Genomic DNA, 18,683 nt, shown 5'->3' with positions numbered 1-18,683 from the left:
GGCGAATAAATGAACAAATTAGCGAGTAGATGAGTTTTAATAAGATGGAAGAAATGGCAAACGTAAACATTGAATATCTAATCAATACACTAGAGCAAAAAAAAGTCAGTGTCGTAACACGTAAAAAGCATAGCTATATTATGTATCAAGGAATTGAGTCAGAATATATCTATGTCCTTAAAGATGGTGTAGCGAAGATTAGCAATATTTTAAGAGATGGTCGTGAATTTAATATCGCGTATGTTGCGCAGCCAGATTTTGTTTCTTTATTGGAAGAAAAACAAAATGATGGAATCTCAGCATTATTTAATGTCAGAGTGGAATCTCCAACGGCTAATTTTTATAAAATTTCACGGAGCGATTTTTGGGATTGGGTACGTGAAGATTTAAATTTATTTAGAGTTGTTGATGATTTTTATAAAAGAAGATTGGCACTTAATTTAGAAATTCTTCAAAAAATGACAATTAATGGTAAAAAAGGAGCAGTTTGTGCTTGTCTCCATAGTTTAATTGATGATTTTGGCATTCGTAAGAAAGATGGAATTTTGATTGATTTCACAGTCACTAATGAGGATATTGCAGGCTTCTGTGGTATTTCTACAAGAAACAGTGTCAATCGTATTCTCCACGATTTAAAGGATGAGAAAGTAATTGATGTGATTGATAATAAGATCATGATTTATAATCCTCAATATTTGGAAGAATATATTAGTTAATATAAACAGATAAAAAAGCTACTTTAGGTAGCTTTTTTGTTATAATTAGGTCAGCATGATATCAAAGTGTTCAAGGAGATAAAATGGATAATTTAAAAAAACAAGTTGGCATAAAAGCGGCTGAATTTGTTAAATCGGGAATGGTCGTTGGTTTAGGAACTGGGTCAACAGCAGCCTATTTTGTCGAAGAATTGGGTCGAAGAATTGCCGAAGAACAATTGAAAATTACGGGTGTAACAACGTCCAATGTAACAAGTAGCCAAGCCAGAGCTCTTGGAATTCCTTTAGCCTCTATTGACGAAGTAGATTATGTTGATTTAACAGTTGATGGCGCAGATGAAATTGATTCTTCACTAAATGGTATTAAAGGTGGTGGAGCAGCACTTCTGATGGAGAAAATTGTTGCAACCTATTCAAAAGACTATATTTGGATTGTTGATGAAAGTAAATTATCAGAAAATCTAGGCTCCTTTAAAATTCCCGTAGAAGTTATTCCTTATGGCTCACAACAAGTTTTTAAAAAATTTGAAGCGGCTGGTTATGCTCCAACATGGCGTCTAAATGAGGAAAACGAGAGATTGATAACGGATATGCATCACTTTATTATTGACCTTCATATCTCTCAAATTAAAGAACCAGAAAAACTTGCTGAGGAGCTTGATTTAATGGTTGGAGTTGTTGAACACGGCCTCTTTAATAACATGGTTAAAAAAGTGATTGTTGCTGGCAACGAAGGCGTAAGAATAATAAATAAGTAAATAAAAAAATCGTCTGATTGACGATTTTTTTATTTACTTAACCACTCTTGGACTCCCCATTTGTGAGAGCCACGTTTGAGTTTACTAATAGCTGTTTCTGGGTCAAACCAGCTAATATGATTAAAATCCTCGAGAGGTTCGGAATCAAAGCGGACATTCTTAGTATTATAAATATAGGCGGGATTATAAAAATATTTATCACGATGCGAACTATAAAAATATTCATCTGCTTGCCCTAAAAATTCTCCAATTTCAGCGGTAGCTCCTAACTCTTCCATGAGTTCACGATGAAGTGCTTTTTCTTGATCTTCACCCGCTTCAATTTCCCCTCCAGGAAGAAAATAAGCTCCATTGGGTGCCTGGACGAGACAAATTTCTTTATTCTCTCTTGCGACAATCGAATAGACACCATATCTTGCCTGATAATTTTTCTCTTCATTTTTTTCACCGAAAACTGGAATATGATTCATAAAAAATTCTCCCCAATACTGATTATTATGATAAACATAACTGTTTTAAAATAGTTAAAAACCGCTTACAGAAATTTATTACTACTATTCTATCAAAATTCTGTCAAATTTGATAAAATAAGGTACGAGTAAGAAGAACTTATACGACTATCGGATTGAAAGTGAAGATTAGTTCAAAGAGATAAACGATATAAGAATTGCTTTTGCTTATGCAAAGGGCTATGTGAAATCACAGAGCTTTCAAATTTAATTTAGAGAGTTTGAAACATATTACCGAAGGGAACATAGAATAGTGAAAAAAATTAACTTAAGTAAGCTTATTATTATTGCACTCATTATCATTATTGCAGCGATGTCAGCAATTTTTATCTCTGCCAAAAATTTTAAGTCTAACCGTAATCCGTCAGCAATGACCCAAACAATTAATGATGGGACAAGTTTTGTTGACAGAGTACTTGTGGCACCTATCCACTTTGTTCAAGACAAGGCTAATGAATTGTCGAATCTGATGGACACCTACCAACAAAACCAAAGTTTGAAAACACAATTGGCAAAGTCAAAAGATGATGATAATAAACTAAGCGGCCTTGAGTCAGAAAATAAAGAGTTGAAAAAGGCTTTAAAACTTCAAGAAACTTTAACCGATTATCAAACGGTTGCTGCAAATGTGATTACTCGTGAACCTTCTTCATGGAATGATACATTGGTGATTGATAGTGGTAGTAAGGATGGCTTAACAACAGGTATGATTGTTATGGCAAATGGTGGCGTTGTTGGTCGAGTAACTCAAGTGAATAAGAATAGTTCAAAAGTTGCACTTTTGAGTTCTTCTAAAGGAATTGATAATAAAATTCCTGTAAGAATTGAAAGTGACGGCTCACCTATTTATGGCATTTTAAGTAGCTATGATTCCCAACAAGAGGCTTATGTAGTTAAAAATATCGACTCACAAGGGAAATTTAAAAATGGAGATTCCGTATTTACTAGTGGTCTGGGAACGAATTCTGGCAGTCAAGGTGGAGCACCAAGTGGTTTACTTATAGGAAAGGTTATCGGTGAAAAGCAAGATAGTGATGGCCTTGGTAAAATGGTTTATATCAAACCAGAAACAAATCTCTATGATATTAGATTCGTCTTTGTGGTCAAAAGCAAAATTGACGGTCAGTAGTTTTTGCTAGATAAGTATTAATTATTATTTTGCTTATGGAAAATAAAGCATTAATTTGTTAAAACCAACTAGAATATAAGGAATTAAGTAGTGAGTCGATTTACATTTCAATTTTTTAGTCCAATTATTCTTTTTTTACTAATGATTTTGGACGGTCAAATTACCCATATATTAACCGGGGTTAGCAGCGGGACGTGGGTACCAGTGAGTCATTTATTTTTGATATTTCTGATGTACAGTGTCACTCAGCACAGACCAAGCTATATCATCATCTTAGCTGCAGTTTTGGGGGCAATATATGATAGTTATTATCTAGGGATTTATGGGATAGCGACCTTATTGTTCCCACTTATTGCTCTTTTCATATATAATATACAGATAACCATATTTACTAACCGCTGGACACGGTTATTTACAACAATTATTATTGTAACGGCTTTTGAAGTTTTTAGTGCAATCATTATGGCAGCTTTTGGATTTGCACATTTAAACTTTATTAATTTTGTTGTTTACCAATTAGCGCCTACACTTTTGCTCAATATTATCTTGGCTACAGCCTTGCAAATTCCTTTAGAAATCTTCTACAGATTAAAAAAAAGTCATGGAAGATACAATTAGAAAGTGTTTTGTAACTGTAAAGAAATATTTCGCCGGGGTAAGAATAGTATAATATGTTTATTCAACCGAACTTAATGGGAGGAAAAATTAAAAAATTACAGTTATGAAAAAAAAGATTATCTCAGCTATTTTAATGTCTACAGTGGTACTTTCTGCTGCAGCCCCGTTGTCAGGTGTTTACGCTGACACAAATTCAGATATTGCTAAACAAGATGCGACTATTTCAAGTGCGCAGTCTGCAAAGGCTCAAGCCCAAGCACAAGTTGATAGCTTACAATCAAAAGTTGATAGCTTACAACAAAAACAAGCAAGTACAAAAGCTCAAATTGCTAAAATCGAAAGTGAAGCAAAAGCGCTCAACGCACAAATTGCAACATTGAATGAAAGTATCGCAGAACGTACAAAGACATTGGAAGCTCAAGCACGTAGTGCTCAGGTTAACAGCTCAGCAACAAATTATATGGATGCTGTTGTTAATTCAAAATCTTTGACAGATGTTATTCAAAAAGTAACAGCGATTGCTACAGTTTCTAGTGCCAACAAACAAATGTTGGAACAACAAGAAAAAGAGCAAAAAGAACTTAGTCAAAAATCAGAAACTGTTAAAAAGAACTATAACCAGTTCGTTTCTCTTTCACAAAGTTTAGATTCTCAAGCTCAAGAGTTGACTTCACAACAAGCTGAACTTAAAGTTGCTACTTTGAATTATCAAGCAACAATTGCTACTGCGCAAGATAAAAAACAATCTTTATTAGATGAAAAAGCAGCCGCAGAAAAAGCAGCTCAAGAAGCAGCTAAAAAACAAGCAGCTTATGAAGCACAACAAAAAGAGGCCGCTAAGGCTCAAGCAGCTTCTACAGCAGCAACAACTAAAGCGGTAGAAGCAGCAACTTCAACTGTTTCATCTAGTCAAGCTTCACAATCAAGTTCAAACAGCTCTACTTCATCAAGTAACTCTACTTCATCAAGTAGCTCAAGCTCTAACAATGATACAACACCAACACCAACACCAACACCAACACCAACACCAACACCAGGCGGTGGTAGCAGTAGTAGTGGCATTAATAGCACACCAATTGCTAATCCGTATGCTGGTGGTGGATGTACTGACTATGTATGGCAATACTTTGCTGCACAAGGGATCTACATCAGAAATATCATGCCAGGTAATGGTGGTCAATGGGCAACTAACGGACCTGCACAAGGTGTACTCCATGTTGTAGGAGCTGCTCCTGGTGTAATCGCATCAAGCTTTTCAGCTGATTTTGTTGGATACGCAAACTCACCTTACGGTCACGTAGCTATTGTAAAATCTGTGAATTCAAATGGTACAATTACTATTAAAGAAGGTGGATATGGCACAACTTGGTGGGGACATGAGCGTACTGTAAGTGCGTCTGGTGTAACTTTCTTGATGCCAAACTAGAGAAAAGCCTTAATAAATAAAAAAAATAGTGATTTGATAGTGGGGAATTATTTTCCTTCTGTCAAATCATTTTTTATTATTGTGGTATAATAATAAGGAAAATGATAAGGGGATAGATACAAATGTGTGGAATTGTCGGCTTTATTGACCGGATGAATCAAAATGATAAATCAAAAACTTTAGAAGAAATGATGAATACTATTGTTCACCGTGGTCCAAGTAGTTCAGGTGAATTTATTGATGAAGGTGCTGCAATTGGTTTTCGTCGTTTGAGTATTATTGACCTTGAAGGTGGAGATCAACCCATTTTCAATGAAGATAAAAGTAAATTGATTACTTTTAACGGTGAAATTTATAACTTCCGCGAATTACGTGAGGACCTTATCTCTAAAGGTCATGATTTTACAACTCATGCTGATACAGAAGTTCTTTTGCATGGTTATGAAGAATATGGTGTAGAACTTCTTCAAAAACTTCGTGGAATGTTCGCTTTTGTTATTTGGGATAGAGAAAAACAAGAATTGTTTGGTGCTCGGGATCATTTTGGTATCAAACCACTTTACTATACTCAAATGGGTGGAACTTTCATGTATGGTTCAGAAATTAAAAGTTTTTTGAAACATCCAAACTTCAAAAAAGAATTAAATAAAGAAGCTTTAAAACCTTACATGACTTTCCAATACTCTGCTCTTGATGAAACTTTCTTTAAAAATGTTTTCCGCATTAAAGAAGGTCATTACTTTACTTATAAAGATGGGGTCTTGGATATCAAACCTTATTGGGATATGAAAGTTGATGAAAAAGATATGAGCTTGGAAGAATCAATTGATTTGATTGACAAGACCGTTTTAGGTTCTGTAGACGCTCATAAATTTGCTGACGTAGAAGTTGGAGCTTTTGTATCAAGTGGTGTCGATTCTAGTTATGTTGCTTCAACGCTTCGTCCTGAACATACTTATTCTATTGGTTTTGGTCAAGGAACTTTCAATGAATCTAAACAAGCCAAACAATTGACTGATATGATTGGTTTGAATAATACTTCTCGTGAAATCCATGGAGATGAAGCGTTCAAGTATTTCCCACAAATTCAATACTATTTAGATGAACCAGATTCAAATCCTTCTTGTGTGCCACTCTTTTTCCTCGCAGAATTAGCAGCACGTGATGTACGTGTTGTAATGAGCGGTGAAGGTGCAGATGAGCTTTTTGCTGGTTATGAGTCTTATGGGTTTAGTACAAATTCTCGTGCGGTTCGTGTTTTCGCAGAAGGTTTGAAGAAATTACCAAAATCTTTACGTTTCTCAATTGCTCGTGGTATTGAAAATAAACATTTCAAAGGTCAAAAACATCTTTATGAATCACTTGCGCCTGCTGAAGATTTCTTTATCGGTCAAGCGAAAGTATTTGATGAGTCTGAATCAGTAGAGCTTTTGAAAGAAGAATTTAATGCAGCTCCAACTGTTAAAGATATTGTTGGAAAAACTTACAAAAAGGCCCCAGAAGGTTCTGAACTTCGTAAAATGCAATATCTTGATATGCACCAATGGATGCCAGGAGATATCCTACTTAAAGCTGATAAGATGGCAATGGCACATTCACTTGAATTGCGTGTTCCATTACTTGATATTGAATTGATGCATACAGCGGAACAAATTCCTACAAAATATCTTTTGAATGAACATAATACAAAGTATGCTTTCCGTCAAGCAGCTCGTCGTCATTTACCAGAAGAATGGTCAAATCGTAAAAAATTAGGTTTCCCAGTACCAATTAAAGACTGGTTGCGAGAAGAAAAATATTATAAGGTTGTTCGTCAATTATTTGAACAAGATTTTGTTGCTGAATTCTTCGATCAAGAAAAACTTCTGAAGATGTTGGATGATAACTTTGCAGATAAAAATGATGCACGCCGTAAACTCTGGACAATATATTCATTCTTGACTTGGTATGATGTTTACTTCATCAATAATGGTGAAAAACCTGCTGTGGTTAATTTTTAAGGGAGGTTTTTGTGTCACAAACAAATGAATTTCAACCTATCTTGTTAGGTTCTGATATCAATGTCTATGGAATGGCTCGTTCATTTCATGAAGAATTTGGAATTACTTCTCTTGCTTTAAGTGCTTCTGGATTAGCTCCAACAAAGTATTCAAAAATTGTTGAAGTACAAACTCATGAGAATTTTGACCATGAAGAAACTTTTATTCAGGTGCTTCGTGAATTTGCAAGTAAACATAAAGACAGTAAGAAGAAATATCTTTTAGTAGCTTGTGGGGACGGTTATGCCCTACTTGCTTCAAAATATCGTGAGGAGCTTTCGGAATTTTTTGAAGTGCCTTATATTGACTACGAACTTTATCGTCAATTAGAAAATAAACCTGATTTTTATAATATCTGTGAACAATATAATTTACCTTATCCAAAAACGGTATTAGTTAATCCAAAATCAGAAATAGATACTTTGGTAGATGAGTTAACTTTCCCTTATCCAATGATTTTAAAGCCAGGGAATTCTATTTCTTATTTAGATGTGCACTTTGAAGGGCAGAAAAAAGCGTTCACGATTGCATCTAACGAAGAAATGAAGTTGATGCTGCATCGTTGTTATGAAGCTGGTTATCCTGATGAGATGATTATTCAAGATTTCATTCCTGGAGGGGATGAAAATATGCGTGTTCTGAACGCTTATGTAGACAAAAATCATAAAGTTCGCATGATGTGTTTGGGTCATCCCTTACTTGAGGATCCAAGTCCAAAAGCGATTGGGAATTATGTGGCGATTTTGCCTGATTATAATCAACAAGTTTATCAACAAATTCAGGATTTTCTTGAAAAAATTGAATATACAGGCTTTGCTAATTTTGATATGAAATATGACCCGCGCGATGGCTCTTATAAACTTTTTGAAATTAACTTACGTCAAGGGCGAAGCTCCTTTTATGTTACTTTAAATGGTTACAATTTGACACGCTATTTAGTTGCTGACCGTATTAACAATGAACCGTTTACTGAGACAATTTATGGAAAAGGTTCAAAACTTTGGTTAGGGGTTCCTAAAAAAGTATTGCTCAAATATGTAAATCCTAGTTTTAAAGAAGAAATTCGTCGTTTTATTAATTCAGGAAACTATGGGACAACTCTATTTTATTCTAAGGATAACTCACCAAAACGTTATCTTTTGATGAAATATGCATTCCATCGCTATATTGGGGCATTTAAAACGTACTTTCACAAATAAAAATTAAGAATAAGAAGGACAGGGGGATATAATGGAAAACTTCTTTACAATCTTGGGGGGGATGGGTACTCTTGCGACTGAAAGTTTTATTCATACGCTGAATGAACGAACAGAGGCTTATCGTGACCAAGATTATTTGAATTATATCGTAGTTAATCATGCGACAATTCCTGACCGAACAGATTATATCAAGAATCCTTCGTTGGAAAATCCAGAAGAAAAATTGATTGATGATATTAAGATTCACAGTCAACTTTCACCAAAATTTTTTGTTGTTCCTTGTAACACGGCTCATTATTATTTTGATGAGATGCAAAAAGCAACAGAAATTCCAATTCTACATATGCCACGCATTGCCATTGATAGTATTAGCCATCACTTTCCAAAAGCTAAGAGGGTGGCCGTGCTAGCGACTGAAGGAACGATTTTGACGGGGGTTTATCGTGAGGCCTTGGAAGAACAAGGATATGAAGCAGTAATTCCAGATGATCAATTGCAAGAAAAGGTAAATCGCTTGATTTATCAAGAAGTTAAGGAAAATAGAAATCTTAATTTTGAGCTTTATAAGGAAATTTTGTCTGATGTCGCGTCAGAAATGAATTGTGAAGTAACCATTTTAGGTTGTACAGAATTGTCAGTCTTATATGAAGCCTATGATTTGACAAAAGAGTACAATATAATAGATGCACAAGCTGAAACAGTACATCGAACAATATCTATGATGGGAAAAAAAGATTTATTAGATGACTATTAAAAAGAAAAAACTTTTTAAAAAAAGAATCGTAATTTTATTTGTTCTTGTGGCCTGTCTACTTATTTTCACTCTAATTGTAAATCCTAAGAATCAAGAAGATAAAAAATTAACATCTGCATCAAAAACTTTCGTCCAAACCGATCGTCATGGTAAGTATGATTATGTTTTGATGAAAACTGGTGATGTTAATCAAATGACAATCGGAGCCTACCAAGGATGTGAAATTGTTTCTTTTTACAATGCATTGGTCTATTTGGATAAAACTCAGGGTAGGACGGTTACTGATTGGATTGAATCTTTGCCTTATGTGGGTTGGGGAGGTGATCCAGGAAGTGGTTATGCTGGGAATCCTTGGACGTCTGATGAAGACATTCCGGATGGTGGTTTTCCAACGATTTGGCCCACAGCTTTGATGAGTTTTGCTCAAGAAAATAATATCCAAGTTGCTGACTTATCTGGAAAAAGTATTAGCGAGATTAAAGATGCTGTTTTATCAGAACATTTAGTTGAAATGTGGGTGACGATTGATTTTGCTGAACCCAATATCACTTACGATGATTATTACGGTTATAAGGTTGTAGCTAATACGCATGCTGTTATTTTAGATGGATATAACGAAAAGAAAAATGAGTTTCATGTTACTGATCCAATAAAAGGAAAATATTGGTTGGCTGAATCTACAGTTGATTCGGTTTATAGTGGAACAAATCAATTTGCGATAGAATTTTTATAGTGTAATTAGCACTCTTATAAAAAGAGTGCTAATTTTTTTGCCAAAAATGAAAAAACGTGGTAAAATAGTGCTATTGAAAAATTGATTTAGTAAAGGAAGTGAGTAATTTAGAAATGAATAATACTGAATATTATGAACGACTAGGTGTCGATAAAAATGCCAGTCAAGATGAAATAAAAAAAGCTTATCGTAAAATGTCCAAAAAATATCATCCCGATTTAAATAAAGAAGAGGGTGCTGAAGAAAAATATAAAGAAGTTCAAGAAGCATACGAAACGCTTTCGGATGAACAAAAGCGTGCTGCTTATGACCAATATGGTGAAGCTGGAGCCAATGGTGGCTTTGGTGGCGGTGGCTTCGGCGGAGCTTCTGGTTTCTCTGGTTTCGGCGGCGGCTCAGGTGGCTTTGGTGGTTTTGAAGATATATTCTCAAGTTTCTTTGGAGGAGGTGGTGCACAAGTTAACCCTAATGCACCCCGTCAAGGAGATGACTTACAGTATCGGATAAACTTAAAATTTGAAGAAGCTATTTTTGGTGTGGAAAAACAAGTCAAATATAATCGTGAAGAACTCTGTCACACTTGTGGAGGTTCTGGAGCGAAAGCTGGCACACATCCAGAAACTTGTCATAAATGTGGTGGTCGTGGACAAATTAATGTTGTTCGTGATACACCGCTTGGACGGATGCAAACACAAGTAACATGTGATGTTTGTAACGGAACAGGTAAAGAAATCAAAGAGAAATGTGAAACTTGTCATGGTTCAGGTCATGAAAAAGTGGCACATACTGTTAAGGTTACTGTACCTGCTGGTGTTGAAACTGGACAAAAAATGCGTTTGCAAGGACAAGGTGATGCTGGTATAAATGGTGGACCTTATGGTGATTTGTATGTTGTTTTCCAAGTGGAAGCTTCAGACAAGTTTGAGCGTGATGGTGCAGAAATTTACTACAAGATGCCAATGGACTTTGTTCAAGCTGCTTTAGGTGATGAAATTGAGGTTCCGACTGTTCATGGAAATGTGAAGTTGAAAATTCCTGCTGGAACACAAACGGGGGCTAATTTCCGTCTAAAAGGTAAAGGTGCGCCAAAACTCCGTGGTTCTGGTAATGGTGACCAATATGTTATTATCAATATTGTCACTCCTAAGAATTTGAATCAAGCTCAAAAAGAAGCGCTCCAAGCTTTTGCTAAAGCAAGTGGTGTTGAAGTTTCTGGTTCAGGTAAAAAAGGTTTCTTTGATAAGTTTAAATAAAAGTAAAAGTCGCTTTTGGCGGCTTTTTTTGTTCTGGCAGTAATTTTGTTCTCTATTTTTTTGCTGACAAGTTTGCCAGTATTTTTAGGGAAGAAAACAGGAATTTCTGTAAGTTTTTGATATAATAGGGGCATGAAAATTGATAATTATAAACCTGATTATTTAGTGGAAGCAGTTTATCAACTAGACCCTAAACGTCTGCAAGCCTTGAATGTTCGTGCTGTAATGGTGGATTTGGACAATACTTTAATTGCCTGGGATAATCCTGACGGAACTCCAGAGCTTTTGGCTTGGCTTTTGGATATGCAAGAAAATGGTTTAAAAGTGGTGGTTGTATCAAATAATAAACAAGCAAGAGTTGCTCGTGCTGTGGAAAAGTTTGGTGTTCAATATATTTGGCGGGCAATGAAACCTTTTGCTTGGGGAATAAAAAAAGCATTGAGATTGCTTGATGAGCGTCCTGAAAATGTGATTATGGTTGGTGATCAATTGATGACGGATATTAGAGCTGCTCATCGTGCTGGCGTCAGGAGTATTTTGGTCAAACCTTTAGTTGCATCAGACTCTTGGAGTACACAAGTGAATCGTTGGCGTGAACGTCGTGTTTGGAAAAAATTGATTGCTCGAGATGGTGAGCCTGTGTGGAAAACAAGTTTATAAAATAGATTTCAAAAAAGAATTTTACCTGTGGAAAAATAAATTCACAAGTAAAACCCTTTTTTTATCTTATTTTACGGATAAAAACAGAAAGTTTTCCACAGAATTGTGAAGTCTTTCCACAAATATGTGGAAAACTGTGTAAAAGTTTGTGGAAAAGATAAAAAACCTATCGGTAAGACAGGTTTTTTCTTTATTTATTGTAGTAACCACGTTCTCGATACCATAAATCAGGTTGCCAAGCCCATTCGTGACCATTTTTTTCTAGTAAGTCAAATGCAGCCTTAGGTCCCATTGTGCGAGCCGCATAAGTTGGAAGCTCAGAAGTTTCTTTATCCCAAGCTTCTCGAATAACATCAATAAGTTCCCAGGCGCGAGCCGCTTCTTCCCAATGTGAGAAATTTGTTCCGTCTCCATTAAGCACATCTAGGAAAAGTTTTTCATATGCTTCAGGAGAGTTTCCAAGAAATTCACTATCGTGTCGGAAATTTAAGCGCAAAGGCTCTAAATGGAAGCCTTGACCGGCCGCTTTTCCATTTACTGAAAGTGAAAAACCTTCAGTTGGTTGAATATAAATGGTCAAAACATTTTGAACAGATTGGTCATCGCAATTTTCTGCAAAGAGATTGTCTTTATCTTTTTTGAAAACGATATTAATACGAGTTCCTTTTTCAGTCATACGTTTTCCTGAGCGAACATAGAAAGGGACACCTGACCAACGTTCATTATCAATGACAAATTTTCCAGCAGCGAAAGTTTCAGTTCGACTGTCTGTTGCAACAGAATCTTCTTCGCGATAACCTAGATAATCTTCACCGTCAAAACGTCCTGCAGTATATTGACCACGCACGAAGTTTTCTAAAGCTTCCTCAGAAGAGTATTGACGGATGGCATTAAGGGCTTTAACTTTTTCTTTTACAATATAAGATTCATCAAATTTTTCAGGTTTTTCCATGGCAATGAGGCTGAGTACTTGTAAGACATGGTTTTGAATCATATCTTTTAAAGCACCAGAAGTTTCGTAGTAACCGCCACGGTCTTCGACACCGATAAATTCGGCAAAAGTAATCTGAACGTTATCAATGTGTTGATTATTCCAAAGAGATTCAAAGATTGGATTGGCAAAACGAACGGCAGAAACGGCCTGGATCATTTCTTTTCCAAGGTAGTGGTCAATTCGGAAAATTTGTTCTTCACTAAATACTTTTACGAGGCTGTCATTAAGTGATTTTGCAGTATCGTAGCTTGTTCCAAATGGTTTTTCAATAACGATTCTCTCAAAACCCTCACCTGTCAAAATATTTTCTGATTTAAGGTGTTCAGCGATAGTACCAAAAAATTGAGGAGCCATCGCTAAAAAGAAGACTTGATTGCCAGCAGTTTTATACTGTTTACGCAATTTTTCACCCAAATCTTTTAAGTTAACGTAATGTGAGCTGTCGCTAACATCGTGACTTTGATAATAAAAATGACTGGCGAAATTTTCTGCTTCTGTTTTTGAGTTCATTAAATCTTTGATAGACTCTAAAACAACTTCACGATAATATTCGTTTGTCCATGGACGGCGAGCAGTACCAATGACTGCAAAATTGTCAGCTAGTTCACCTTTTTTGAAAAGGCGAAAGAGTGAAGGGTAGAGCTTTCTTTTAGCGAGGTCACCAGTTGCTCCGAAGATGGTGAAAAGTGCTTGTTTTTGTTCGGTCATATTTTTTCCTTTATTAAAAAACAATAATTAATTTACTGACAGACTGATTTAGAATTTCTGTCAGTAAAATTTAACCATTTGTATTAGTTTCATTGACGTAATCGTGAGCGTACTGTTCAATATCTGCTTTGAGTTCAGCTTTCATTTCTTGAAATTCGGACTCGCTATAATCGCGCTCGGCTATTTTAGCATTATAAAAGGGAATTGCTAGCTCTTGACGAAGTCGTGTCTCAAGTTCTTGTCTATTCATTTTAACCTCCAATAAGTTGCCTCAAAAACTCTTGTGAAGCATTAATCTTATAAGAATTATATCATAAATTAGGGTTGTAAAAAATAGAATAGGATTTAAATGTTCTTGATAAAGTATCTTAATCAAAGGAACAAGCAGCTTTAAAAAGTTTTTGGTAAAATAGGATTATTAGATTGGAGAAACACATGTCTTTATTAGTATTTACTCTGTTGATGTTACTTCTTGGTTTCGTCGCAGGGGTATTTGGCTCAATTTTGGGTCTTGGGGGTGGAATTATTATCACGCCTATTATTACGACATTTTTTGGTGTTGATATTAAATATGCCATTGGGGCAAGTATTGTTGCCGTTATTGCAACAAGTTCTGGTGCGGCCATTTCTTATCTGAAAGATGATATGATTAATGTTCGTACCGCTATGTTTTTGGAAATATTTACCACAATTGGCGGTTTAGTTGGTGCAATTTTAGCGGGATTTTTTGATGCTACGATTTTAAATATTTTATTTGGTTGTCTTTTGATTTTCCAAGGCTACAATATGTGGCGGAAAATGCATAAAGGTGAGGAAGTTGTTCAAAAGGTGGAGTCAGACGAGATTGCTGAGAAATTAAAATTAAACTCAAGCTATTATGATAAACAGCTTGGCAAAGAAATTCCTTATCAAGTAGAAAAGGTTCCAGGTGGTGCTGCTGTAATGCTTGGTGCTGGTGTTGCGTCAGGTCTTTTAGGAATTGGTTCTGGAGTCTTTAAGGTGATGGCGATGGATTCAATGATGAAAATGCCTTTAAAAGCTTCAACAGCGACTTCAAATTTGATGATTGGGGTAACAGCTGCGGCTTCTGCAACGGTTTATTTTTTTAATGGCTATGTTAATCCAAGTTTAGCAGGTCCGATTGCGATTGGAATTGTTGCTGGTGCAGCTTTGGGCTCAAAAATTATGCCTAAGTTACCAGCGAAAACAATTCGATTGATTTTCATTCCAGTTATTTTAATTATGGCATTGCAAATGTTGCTTAAAGGATTGGGGGTATCGCTCTAATGGTAAATAAAGAATTAACAAAAGAAGAGTTACTCAAAATAGAGCGAAATATCGGAAAGATTCTTCGGATTGGTGTATTTCTTAGTACTACAGTCATTATTATTGGAATTTTGATGTTTCTCCTAAGCGGACATTCAGGTTATGCTGAAGGGGTTTGGCCAGATAAATTTAATGAAATTTTAAGTGGTTTAGTTGAATTTAAAGCATTGGCTTGGTTGATGACTGGATTATTTCTCTTAATTTTGACTCCTGTTTTGCGAGTAGTTGCTTCAATTGTGGCTTTTGCAAAAGAAGGAGATAAACTCTATGTGGCAATTACAACTTTGGTTTTGATTATATTAATTGTTGCAATGTTTGTAGGTCACGGAGGTGCTTAAATAGGGCGTCATAGCGGATTTTCAACTTGCATTTTTTCTATTAAACTGATATTATAGAAAAGTGTTATGACCCGTAGGGGAAGTGCCTTTGTAGTAGTCGCTTTAGCGACTTACGTAAAACGACAAGGTTATGCACCCGCCGGGGAAGTGGTGGAATGGCAGACACGCATGCTTCAGGTGCATGTGCGAGAAATCGCGTGAGGGTTCAAATCCCTTCTTCCCCATGATTAAGTGGACGGTTGGCTGGAAGCTGGCCGTTTTTTGCTCTTTTGAGCTTTTTAAGAGATGGAGAAATATGACTAGATTAACAAGAGAAGAACTAGAGAAAATCATTGATGAAAATCCTTTACGCTCTTTATCAAGCATTGGCGAAGAAACAGGAAATTCACGAGTGGCTATTGAAAAATGGCTAAAAACTTATCAATTGGATGAATATCGTAACCGAAAAATCAAACGGTTGCGGGGAGATAAAGCCCGTAAACGTCGTGATTACCAAAATTAGACGAAACAGATTTTATAAATCTGCTAAATAAAGGAGAAGAAATGTCAAAAATAGCATTTATTGGTACGGGTGTGATGGGAGCCGCAATGGCTGGTCATCTTATGGACGCTGGTCATGATTTAATTGTTTATAATCGGACAAAATCAAAAACGGACGGTCTTGTGGCACGTGGTGCAACTTATGCTGAAAATCCACAAAAGGCTGCGGCTCAAGCTGAGTTTGTGATTACAATTGTTGGTTATCCTAAGGATGTCCGCGAAGTTTATTTTGGTGCAGAAGGAATTTTCAAAAATGATTGTTCAGGAAAAGTTCTTATCGATATGACGACGACTGAGCCAACTTTAGCACAAGAAATTTATCAAGAAGCTAAAAAAGTTGGATCATTCGCACTTGATGCCCCTGTTTCTGGAGGAGATTTGGGTGCAAAAAATGCGACACTGACTATTATGGTTGGTGGTGATTCAGAAACTTATGAGAAAGCTTTGCCTTTATTTGAAAAAATGGGAAAAACTATTACTCATCAAGGGACGGCTGGAAGTGGACAACACACCAAAATGGCTAACCAAATTTGTATTGCGGGTACAATGACTGGAATGACTGAACTTCTCGCTTATGCCCAAAAGGCTGGTTTAGATTTGGATAAAGTTTTAAATACTGTTGGTGGAGGTTCAGGTGCCACTTGGTCCTTAGCAAATTACGGCCCTCGAATTCTTCGTGAAGATTATAGTGCCGGATTTTTTGTTAAGCATTTTATCAAAGACTTAGGAATTGCTCTTTCTGAGGCAGAAAAAATGAATCTTGAACTTCCGGCAACTAGAGGAGCAAAGGAACTTTATGAAAAACTAGCTGATAAAGGCTTTGAAAATGACGGCACTCAAGCTTTGATTAAACTTTGGTGGGAAGATGGAAAACTTCCAAAATAATAAAAATAAAAACTCATAGTCTAGTTGGCTACGAGTTTTATTTTTATGATTGACTTAGTTTTTCGACAGCTTGCAAAAGTCTGGTAGAGATGTTGGTGTATTCTACTAAATCTTTTCCAGAGAGTTGATTTTTGTATTTGGAAGAGTCGGTCACCCATTGGGTTTCTTGGGTTGTCATTTCGGAGAGTTTGTTTAAAAGATCGGGGTCATTAGGGTTTGCTTTATAGTGGTCAACGAAATCAGAGTAAGTGTCAACGAAAGTACTATAGCTTGCTAACCAGTCTTTTAGTTCAGGGTCAGTTGAAGTTTCAGAAGTAGAGGTCAAGGTTTTTTGACTAGATTGACTAGTGGAATTCTCACTTTCTGAATTTTGACTGGTTTTGGTTAAGGGGGTGCATCCGACAAGAATTAGAAGTGAAAAAAGACTAAGGAAAGGTAAAATTATTTTTTTCATGTGCAAATTCTCTATTCATTTTTGAAATTTTTTAGACTCGCTAAATAAAGTGAACCACCAACAATCGCAATGATTCCTCCAACCCAGCCCAAAAATGGAATAAAGGCAACGGCTCCACCAACGATAAGTAAGACATGAGCAGCTATTTTGACTAGTTTTGTTTCTTTGTAATAGATGATGGCGATAATAGCTAGTACAATCAAAGCTAATCGAAGAACGATATTAAAATTTGTACCAAAAGCGACTAAAAGTGGCCATAGAACGAGAAGGATTCCCCCGGCAAGTCCAACGATTCCATTGGTAAGGGCGAGTGCTTTAGATTTCATAAGAGTATTCTCCTTGAGTTTAGTTATTTTCTTAATTGTAACTAAACTTAACCCAAAAGTCAATTTTAATCTAATAAATAAAATTAAAATTGATTTCTCTTTGTTAAAATCCAAAAAAGAGGTAAATAAATGGGGATGGAATACTTTGGAGATAAACTTCGTGCTTTACGTATGGAAAAAAAACTCACACAGAATGATTTAGCCGCTCGACTAGGCATTGTTGGGGCTTCGGTCTCTTCTTATGAGAAAAGCAAACAGTACCCGTCTGTCGAGGTATTGATTCAACTTTGCCAAATTTTTGACGTGTCAGCGGATTATTTGCTTGGCTTGTCTGATGACAAAAACTTTAATACATCCACTTTGACAGATGAACAGTTACAGATTGTTTTGAGGCTGATTAATGAGTTTGAGCAGTTTAATGTACTTAAAGAAAAATAATTAAAATTACTGACAAAAACTCTGTCAGTAATTTTTGTTTGAAAATCGCAAGTTTTACAAGTCCTATGATGAAAGGAGAATTCATCATGGGTAAAAAAATGATTGATATTACAGATTTAACAGCCTCACAAAGAGAATTAATTAAAGAAATGATTGCTGAATTTAAGCGAATGAATCAAAAGTAAGAATTATAAAGCCTGAAATATTTAGGCTTTTTTTTTTGAAGATAAAAAAACAAGCTATGGATTGATTGAAAAAATGTTATAATTATCTTATAAAGTCTAAGAGTTTTAATGAAAGAAATAATTAGTAATTAATGAAATTTTAAGGAGGACTTGAGATGCACTATGATGACTTAGTGGATTTGCTTGTTGAAAAAATAAAAAGTCTTGATTATGTTAAAGATTTTCAACAAGCTGAAACAGCACTAATGGCTAATCAGGAACTTTTTAAAGCTCAAGAAGAAATGAAAGCTCTACAAAAAGAGGCTGTTTTATATCAAAAAATTGATAAAATACAAGCTTACAAAAAGACTTCACAGTCGGCTCAAGTCATTGAAAAACGGATTAAGCATCATCCTTTGGTAGAAGATTATGCTACAAAATTAGAGGATGTCAATGATTTAGTTCAATATATCACTGGTGAATTAGAAGAAAAAGTTAATCTTTTGTTGGAAACTGGTGAATAAAAAGTACTGACAAGAAATTCTGGCATAGATATGTCATGTAAGCTTGCTTATGGAGAAGCTAGAATTTTTGTCAGTAAAAATATAATAAAAAAATACTGACAGAATTTCTGTTTTAGGATATTTAGTGTTAAATTTTCTTACGGATATGCTAAGAATTTCGTCAGTAAAATTTAGATGGGATAGGAAGAAAAA

At 35.6% G+C, this 18,683-nt stretch carries 22 protein-coding genes and 1 tRNA gene; 18 read left to right on the top strand and 5 right to left on the bottom strand.

The features are described 5' to 3' along the window. Positions 1 to 29 precede the first annotated feature (29 nt). Positions 30 to 716: a Crp/Fnr family transcriptional regulator gene (locus ACRYLU_RS11550; protein WP_012898712.1), complete on the top strand. Its 687-nt coding sequence runs from the start codon at positions 30 to 32 to the stop codon at positions 714 to 716. Positions 717 to 799: 83 nt separating this feature from the next. Beyond that, the gene (gene rpiA / locus ACRYLU_RS11545; protein ID WP_153241258.1) at positions 800 to 1,474 is read left to right on the top strand and encodes a ribose-5-phosphate isomerase RpiA; all 675 of its coding nucleotides are present in this window, start codon (positions 800 to 802) and stop codon (positions 1,472 to 1,474) included. A gap of 29 nt (positions 1,475 to 1,503) precedes the next feature. Here the strand turns inward: rpiA and ACRYLU_RS11540 are convergent, their stop codons facing one another. Beyond that, complete coding sequence (locus ACRYLU_RS11540) at positions 1,504 to 1,944, bottom strand: NUDIX hydrolase (RefSeq protein WP_038602547.1); 441 nt, start codon at positions 1,942 to 1,944, stop codon at positions 1,504 to 1,506. A gap of 292 nt (positions 1,945 to 2,236) precedes the next feature. Here ACRYLU_RS11540 and mreC point away from each other — a divergent pair, with 292 nt between their 5' ends. From mreC to ACRYLU_RS11495, 9 genes are all read left to right on the top strand, one after another. Then, the gene (gene mreC / locus ACRYLU_RS11535; RefSeq protein WP_038602544.1) at positions 2,237 to 3,112 is read left to right on the top strand and encodes a rod shape-determining protein MreC; all 876 of its coding nucleotides are present in this window, start codon (positions 2,237 to 2,239) and stop codon (positions 3,110 to 3,112) included. A 90-nt stretch (positions 3,113 to 3,202) separates the two neighbouring features. Then, positions 3,203 to 3,730 carry a rod shape-determining protein MreD gene (mreD, locus tag ACRYLU_RS11530; protein WP_012898708.1) on the top strand — a complete coding sequence of 176 codons (528 nt, stop codon included), beginning with the start codon at positions 3,203 to 3,205 and terminating at the stop codon, positions 3,728 to 3,730. 103 nt (positions 3,731 to 3,833) lie between these two features. Next, the gene (locus tag ACRYLU_RS11525; RefSeq protein ID WP_118263632.1) at positions 3,834 to 5,156 is read left to right on the top strand and encodes a CHAP domain-containing protein; all 1,323 of its coding nucleotides are present in this window, start codon (positions 3,834 to 3,836) and stop codon (positions 5,154 to 5,156) included. Positions 5,157 to 5,278: 122 nt separating this feature from the next. Continuing rightward, a complete protein-coding gene (gene asnB, locus ACRYLU_RS11520) occupies positions 5,279 to 7,156 on the top strand; it encodes an asparagine synthase (glutamine-hydrolyzing) (RefSeq protein ID WP_038602536.1) in 1,878 nt (625 codons plus the stop codon). Positions 7,157 to 7,167: 11 nt separating this feature from the next. Then, positions 7,168 to 8,394 carry a carboxylate--amine ligase gene (locus tag ACRYLU_RS11515; protein WP_038602533.1) on the top strand — a complete coding sequence of 409 codons (1,227 nt, stop codon included), beginning with the start codon at positions 7,168 to 7,170 and terminating at the stop codon, positions 8,392 to 8,394. 31 nt (positions 8,395 to 8,425) lie between these two features. Beyond that, positions 8,426 to 9,148 (top strand): aspartate/glutamate racemase family protein, encoded by a 723-nt coding sequence (locus tag ACRYLU_RS11510; protein WP_058204982.1) that lies wholly within the window; start codon positions 8,426 to 8,428, stop codon positions 9,146 to 9,148. Then, positions 9,138 to 9,881, top strand: a complete 744-nt coding sequence (locus ACRYLU_RS11505; protein WP_445081019.1) for a C39 family peptidase — start codon at positions 9,138 to 9,140, stop codon at positions 9,879 to 9,881. The genes ACRYLU_RS11510 and ACRYLU_RS11505 overlap by 11 nt, the downstream gene beginning before the upstream one ends. Before the next feature lie 113 nt (positions 9,882 to 9,994). After that, positions 9,995 to 11,134 carry a molecular chaperone DnaJ gene (gene dnaJ, locus ACRYLU_RS11500; protein WP_098394240.1) on the top strand — a complete coding sequence of 380 codons (1,140 nt, stop codon included), beginning with the start codon at positions 9,995 to 9,997 and terminating at the stop codon, positions 11,132 to 11,134. A gap of 132 nt (positions 11,135 to 11,266) precedes the next feature. Next, positions 11,267 to 11,794 (top strand): YqeG family HAD IIIA-type phosphatase, encoded by a 528-nt coding sequence (locus ACRYLU_RS11495; protein ID WP_038602523.1) that lies wholly within the window; start codon positions 11,267 to 11,269, stop codon positions 11,792 to 11,794. Between the two features lie 190 nt (positions 11,795 to 11,984). Here the strand turns inward: ACRYLU_RS11495 and zwf are convergent, their stop codons facing one another. Together zwf and ACRYLU_RS11485 are read right to left on the bottom strand one after the other, a co-directional pair. After that, entirely contained in the window at positions 11,985 to 13,496 is a 1,512-nt protein-coding gene (gene zwf / locus ACRYLU_RS11490) for a glucose-6-phosphate dehydrogenase (protein ID WP_445081018.1), read from the bottom strand. A gap of 70 nt (positions 13,497 to 13,566) precedes the next feature. After that, positions 13,567 to 13,746 carry a hypothetical protein gene (locus ACRYLU_RS11485; RefSeq protein WP_003132007.1) on the bottom strand — a complete coding sequence of 60 codons (180 nt, stop codon included), beginning with the start codon at positions 13,744 to 13,746 and terminating at the stop codon, positions 13,567 to 13,569. A 185-nt stretch (positions 13,747 to 13,931) separates the two neighbouring features. Here ACRYLU_RS11485 and ACRYLU_RS11480 point away from each other — a divergent pair, with 185 nt between their 5' ends. From ACRYLU_RS11480 to ACRYLU_RS11460, 5 genes are all read left to right on the top strand, one after another. After that, positions 13,932 to 14,783 (top strand): sulfite exporter TauE/SafE family protein, encoded by an 852-nt coding sequence (locus tag ACRYLU_RS11480; RefSeq protein ID WP_445081017.1) that lies wholly within the window; start codon positions 13,932 to 13,934, stop codon positions 14,781 to 14,783. Then, complete coding sequence (locus tag ACRYLU_RS11475; protein ID WP_058206123.1) at positions 14,783 to 15,160, top strand: DUF1634 domain-containing protein; 378 nt, start codon at positions 14,783 to 14,785, stop codon at positions 15,158 to 15,160. Before ACRYLU_RS11480 ends, ACRYLU_RS11475 begins: the two co-directional genes overlap by 1 nt. 141 nt (positions 15,161 to 15,301) lie before the next feature. Next, a tRNA-Leu gene (locus ACRYLU_RS11470) sits at positions 15,302 to 15,384 on the top strand. 71 nt (positions 15,385 to 15,455) lie between these two features. After that, on the top strand, positions 15,456 to 15,662 hold the full coding sequence (locus ACRYLU_RS11465; protein WP_003132002.1) for a hypothetical protein: 207 nt from the start codon (positions 15,456 to 15,458) through the stop codon (positions 15,660 to 15,662). A gap of 41 nt (positions 15,663 to 15,703) precedes the next feature. Then, complete coding sequence (locus tag ACRYLU_RS11460; protein ID WP_445081016.1) at positions 15,704 to 16,585, top strand: NAD(P)-dependent oxidoreductase; 882 nt, start codon at positions 15,704 to 15,706, stop codon at positions 16,583 to 16,585. A 43-nt stretch (positions 16,586 to 16,628) separates the two neighbouring features. Here ACRYLU_RS11460 and ACRYLU_RS11455 read toward each other — a convergent pair whose 3' ends face one another. Then, positions 16,629 to 17,039 (bottom strand): DUF6591 domain-containing protein, encoded by a 411-nt coding sequence (locus ACRYLU_RS11455; RefSeq protein ID WP_260310655.1) that lies wholly within the window; start codon positions 17,037 to 17,039, stop codon positions 16,629 to 16,631. An 11-nt stretch (positions 17,040 to 17,050) separates the two neighbouring features. Next, complete coding sequence (locus tag ACRYLU_RS11450) at positions 17,051 to 17,365, bottom strand: hypothetical protein (protein WP_098394237.1); 315 nt, start codon at positions 17,363 to 17,365, stop codon at positions 17,051 to 17,053. A gap of 135 nt (positions 17,366 to 17,500) precedes the next feature. Here ACRYLU_RS11450 and ACRYLU_RS11445 point away from each other — a divergent pair, with 135 nt between their 5' ends. Continuing rightward, positions 17,501 to 17,803 (top strand): helix-turn-helix domain-containing protein, encoded by a 303-nt coding sequence (locus ACRYLU_RS11445; protein ID WP_230318011.1) that lies wholly within the window; start codon positions 17,501 to 17,503, stop codon positions 17,801 to 17,803. Between the two features lie 340 nt (positions 17,804 to 18,143). After that, complete coding sequence (locus ACRYLU_RS11440; protein WP_012898702.1) at positions 18,144 to 18,491, top strand: RicAFT regulatory complex protein RicA family protein; 348 nt, start codon at positions 18,144 to 18,146, stop codon at positions 18,489 to 18,491. The last annotated feature ends 192 nt before the right edge of the window (positions 18,492 to 18,683 follow it).

The sequence above is a fragment of the Lactococcus sp. KTH0-1S genome, from assembly GCF_052544945.1.
Note: the sequence above shows the minus strand (reverse complement) of the source record. Positions and strands in the feature narration are given on the sequence as shown.

Bases quoted from the DNA above. Each gene is read 5' to 3' on its own strand.
- ACRYLU_RS11550 (WP_012898712.1), top strand. From the start codon at position 30: ATGAGTTTTAATAAGATGGAAGAAATGGCAAACGTAAACATTGAATAT.
- rpiA (WP_153241258.1), top strand. From the start codon at position 800: ATGGATAATTTAAAAAAACAAGTTGGCATAAAAGCGGCTGAATTTGTT.
- ACRYLU_RS11540 (WP_038602547.1), bottom strand. From the start codon at position 1,944: ATGAATCATATTCCAGTTTTCGGTGAAAAAAATGAAGAGAAAAATTAT.
- ACRYLU_RS11525 (WP_118263632.1), top strand. From the start codon at position 3,834: ATGAAAAAAAAGATTATCTCAGCTATTTTAATGTCTACAGTGGTACTT.
- asnB (WP_038602536.1), top strand. From the start codon at position 5,279: ATGTGTGGAATTGTCGGCTTTATTGACCGGATGAATCAAAATGATAAA.
- ACRYLU_RS11510 (WP_058204982.1), top strand. From the start codon at position 8,426: ATGGAAAACTTCTTTACAATCTTGGGGGGGATGGGTACTCTTGCGACT.
- ACRYLU_RS11505 (WP_445081019.1), top strand. From the start codon at position 9,138: ATGACTATTAAAAAGAAAAAACTTTTTAAAAAAAGAATCGTAATTTTA.
- dnaJ (WP_098394240.1), top strand. From the start codon at position 9,995: ATGAATAATACTGAATATTATGAACGACTAGGTGTCGATAAAAATGCC.
- ACRYLU_RS11495 (WP_038602523.1), top strand. From the start codon at position 11,267: ATGAAAATTGATAATTATAAACCTGATTATTTAGTGGAAGCAGTTTAT.
- zwf (WP_445081018.1), bottom strand. From the start codon at position 13,496: ATGACCGAACAAAAACAAGCACTTTTCACCATCTTCGGAGCAACTGGT.
- ACRYLU_RS11485 (WP_003132007.1), bottom strand. From the start codon at position 13,746: ATGAATAGACAAGAACTTGAGACACGACTTCGTCAAGAGCTAGCAATT.
- ACRYLU_RS11480 (WP_445081017.1), top strand. From the start codon at position 13,932: ATGTCTTTATTAGTATTTACTCTGTTGATGTTACTTCTTGGTTTCGTC.
- ACRYLU_RS11475 (WP_058206123.1), top strand. From the start codon at position 14,783: ATGGTAAATAAAGAATTAACAAAAGAAGAGTTACTCAAAATAGAGCGA.
- ACRYLU_RS11465 (WP_003132002.1), top strand. From the start codon at position 15,456: ATGACTAGATTAACAAGAGAAGAACTAGAGAAAATCATTGATGAAAAT.
- ACRYLU_RS11460 (WP_445081016.1), top strand. From the start codon at position 15,704: ATGTCAAAAATAGCATTTATTGGTACGGGTGTGATGGGAGCCGCAATG.
- ACRYLU_RS11455 (WP_260310655.1), bottom strand. From the start codon at position 17,039: ATGAAAAAAATAATTTTACCTTTCCTTAGTCTTTTTTCACTTCTAATT.
- ACRYLU_RS11450 (WP_098394237.1), bottom strand. From the start codon at position 17,365: ATGAAATCTAAAGCACTCGCCCTTACCAATGGAATCGTTGGACTTGCC.
- ACRYLU_RS11445 (WP_230318011.1), top strand. From the start codon at position 17,501: ATGGAATACTTTGGAGATAAACTTCGTGCTTTACGTATGGAAAAAAAA.
- ACRYLU_RS11440 (WP_012898702.1), top strand. From the start codon at position 18,144: ATGCACTATGATGACTTAGTGGATTTGCTTGTTGAAAAAATAAAAAGT.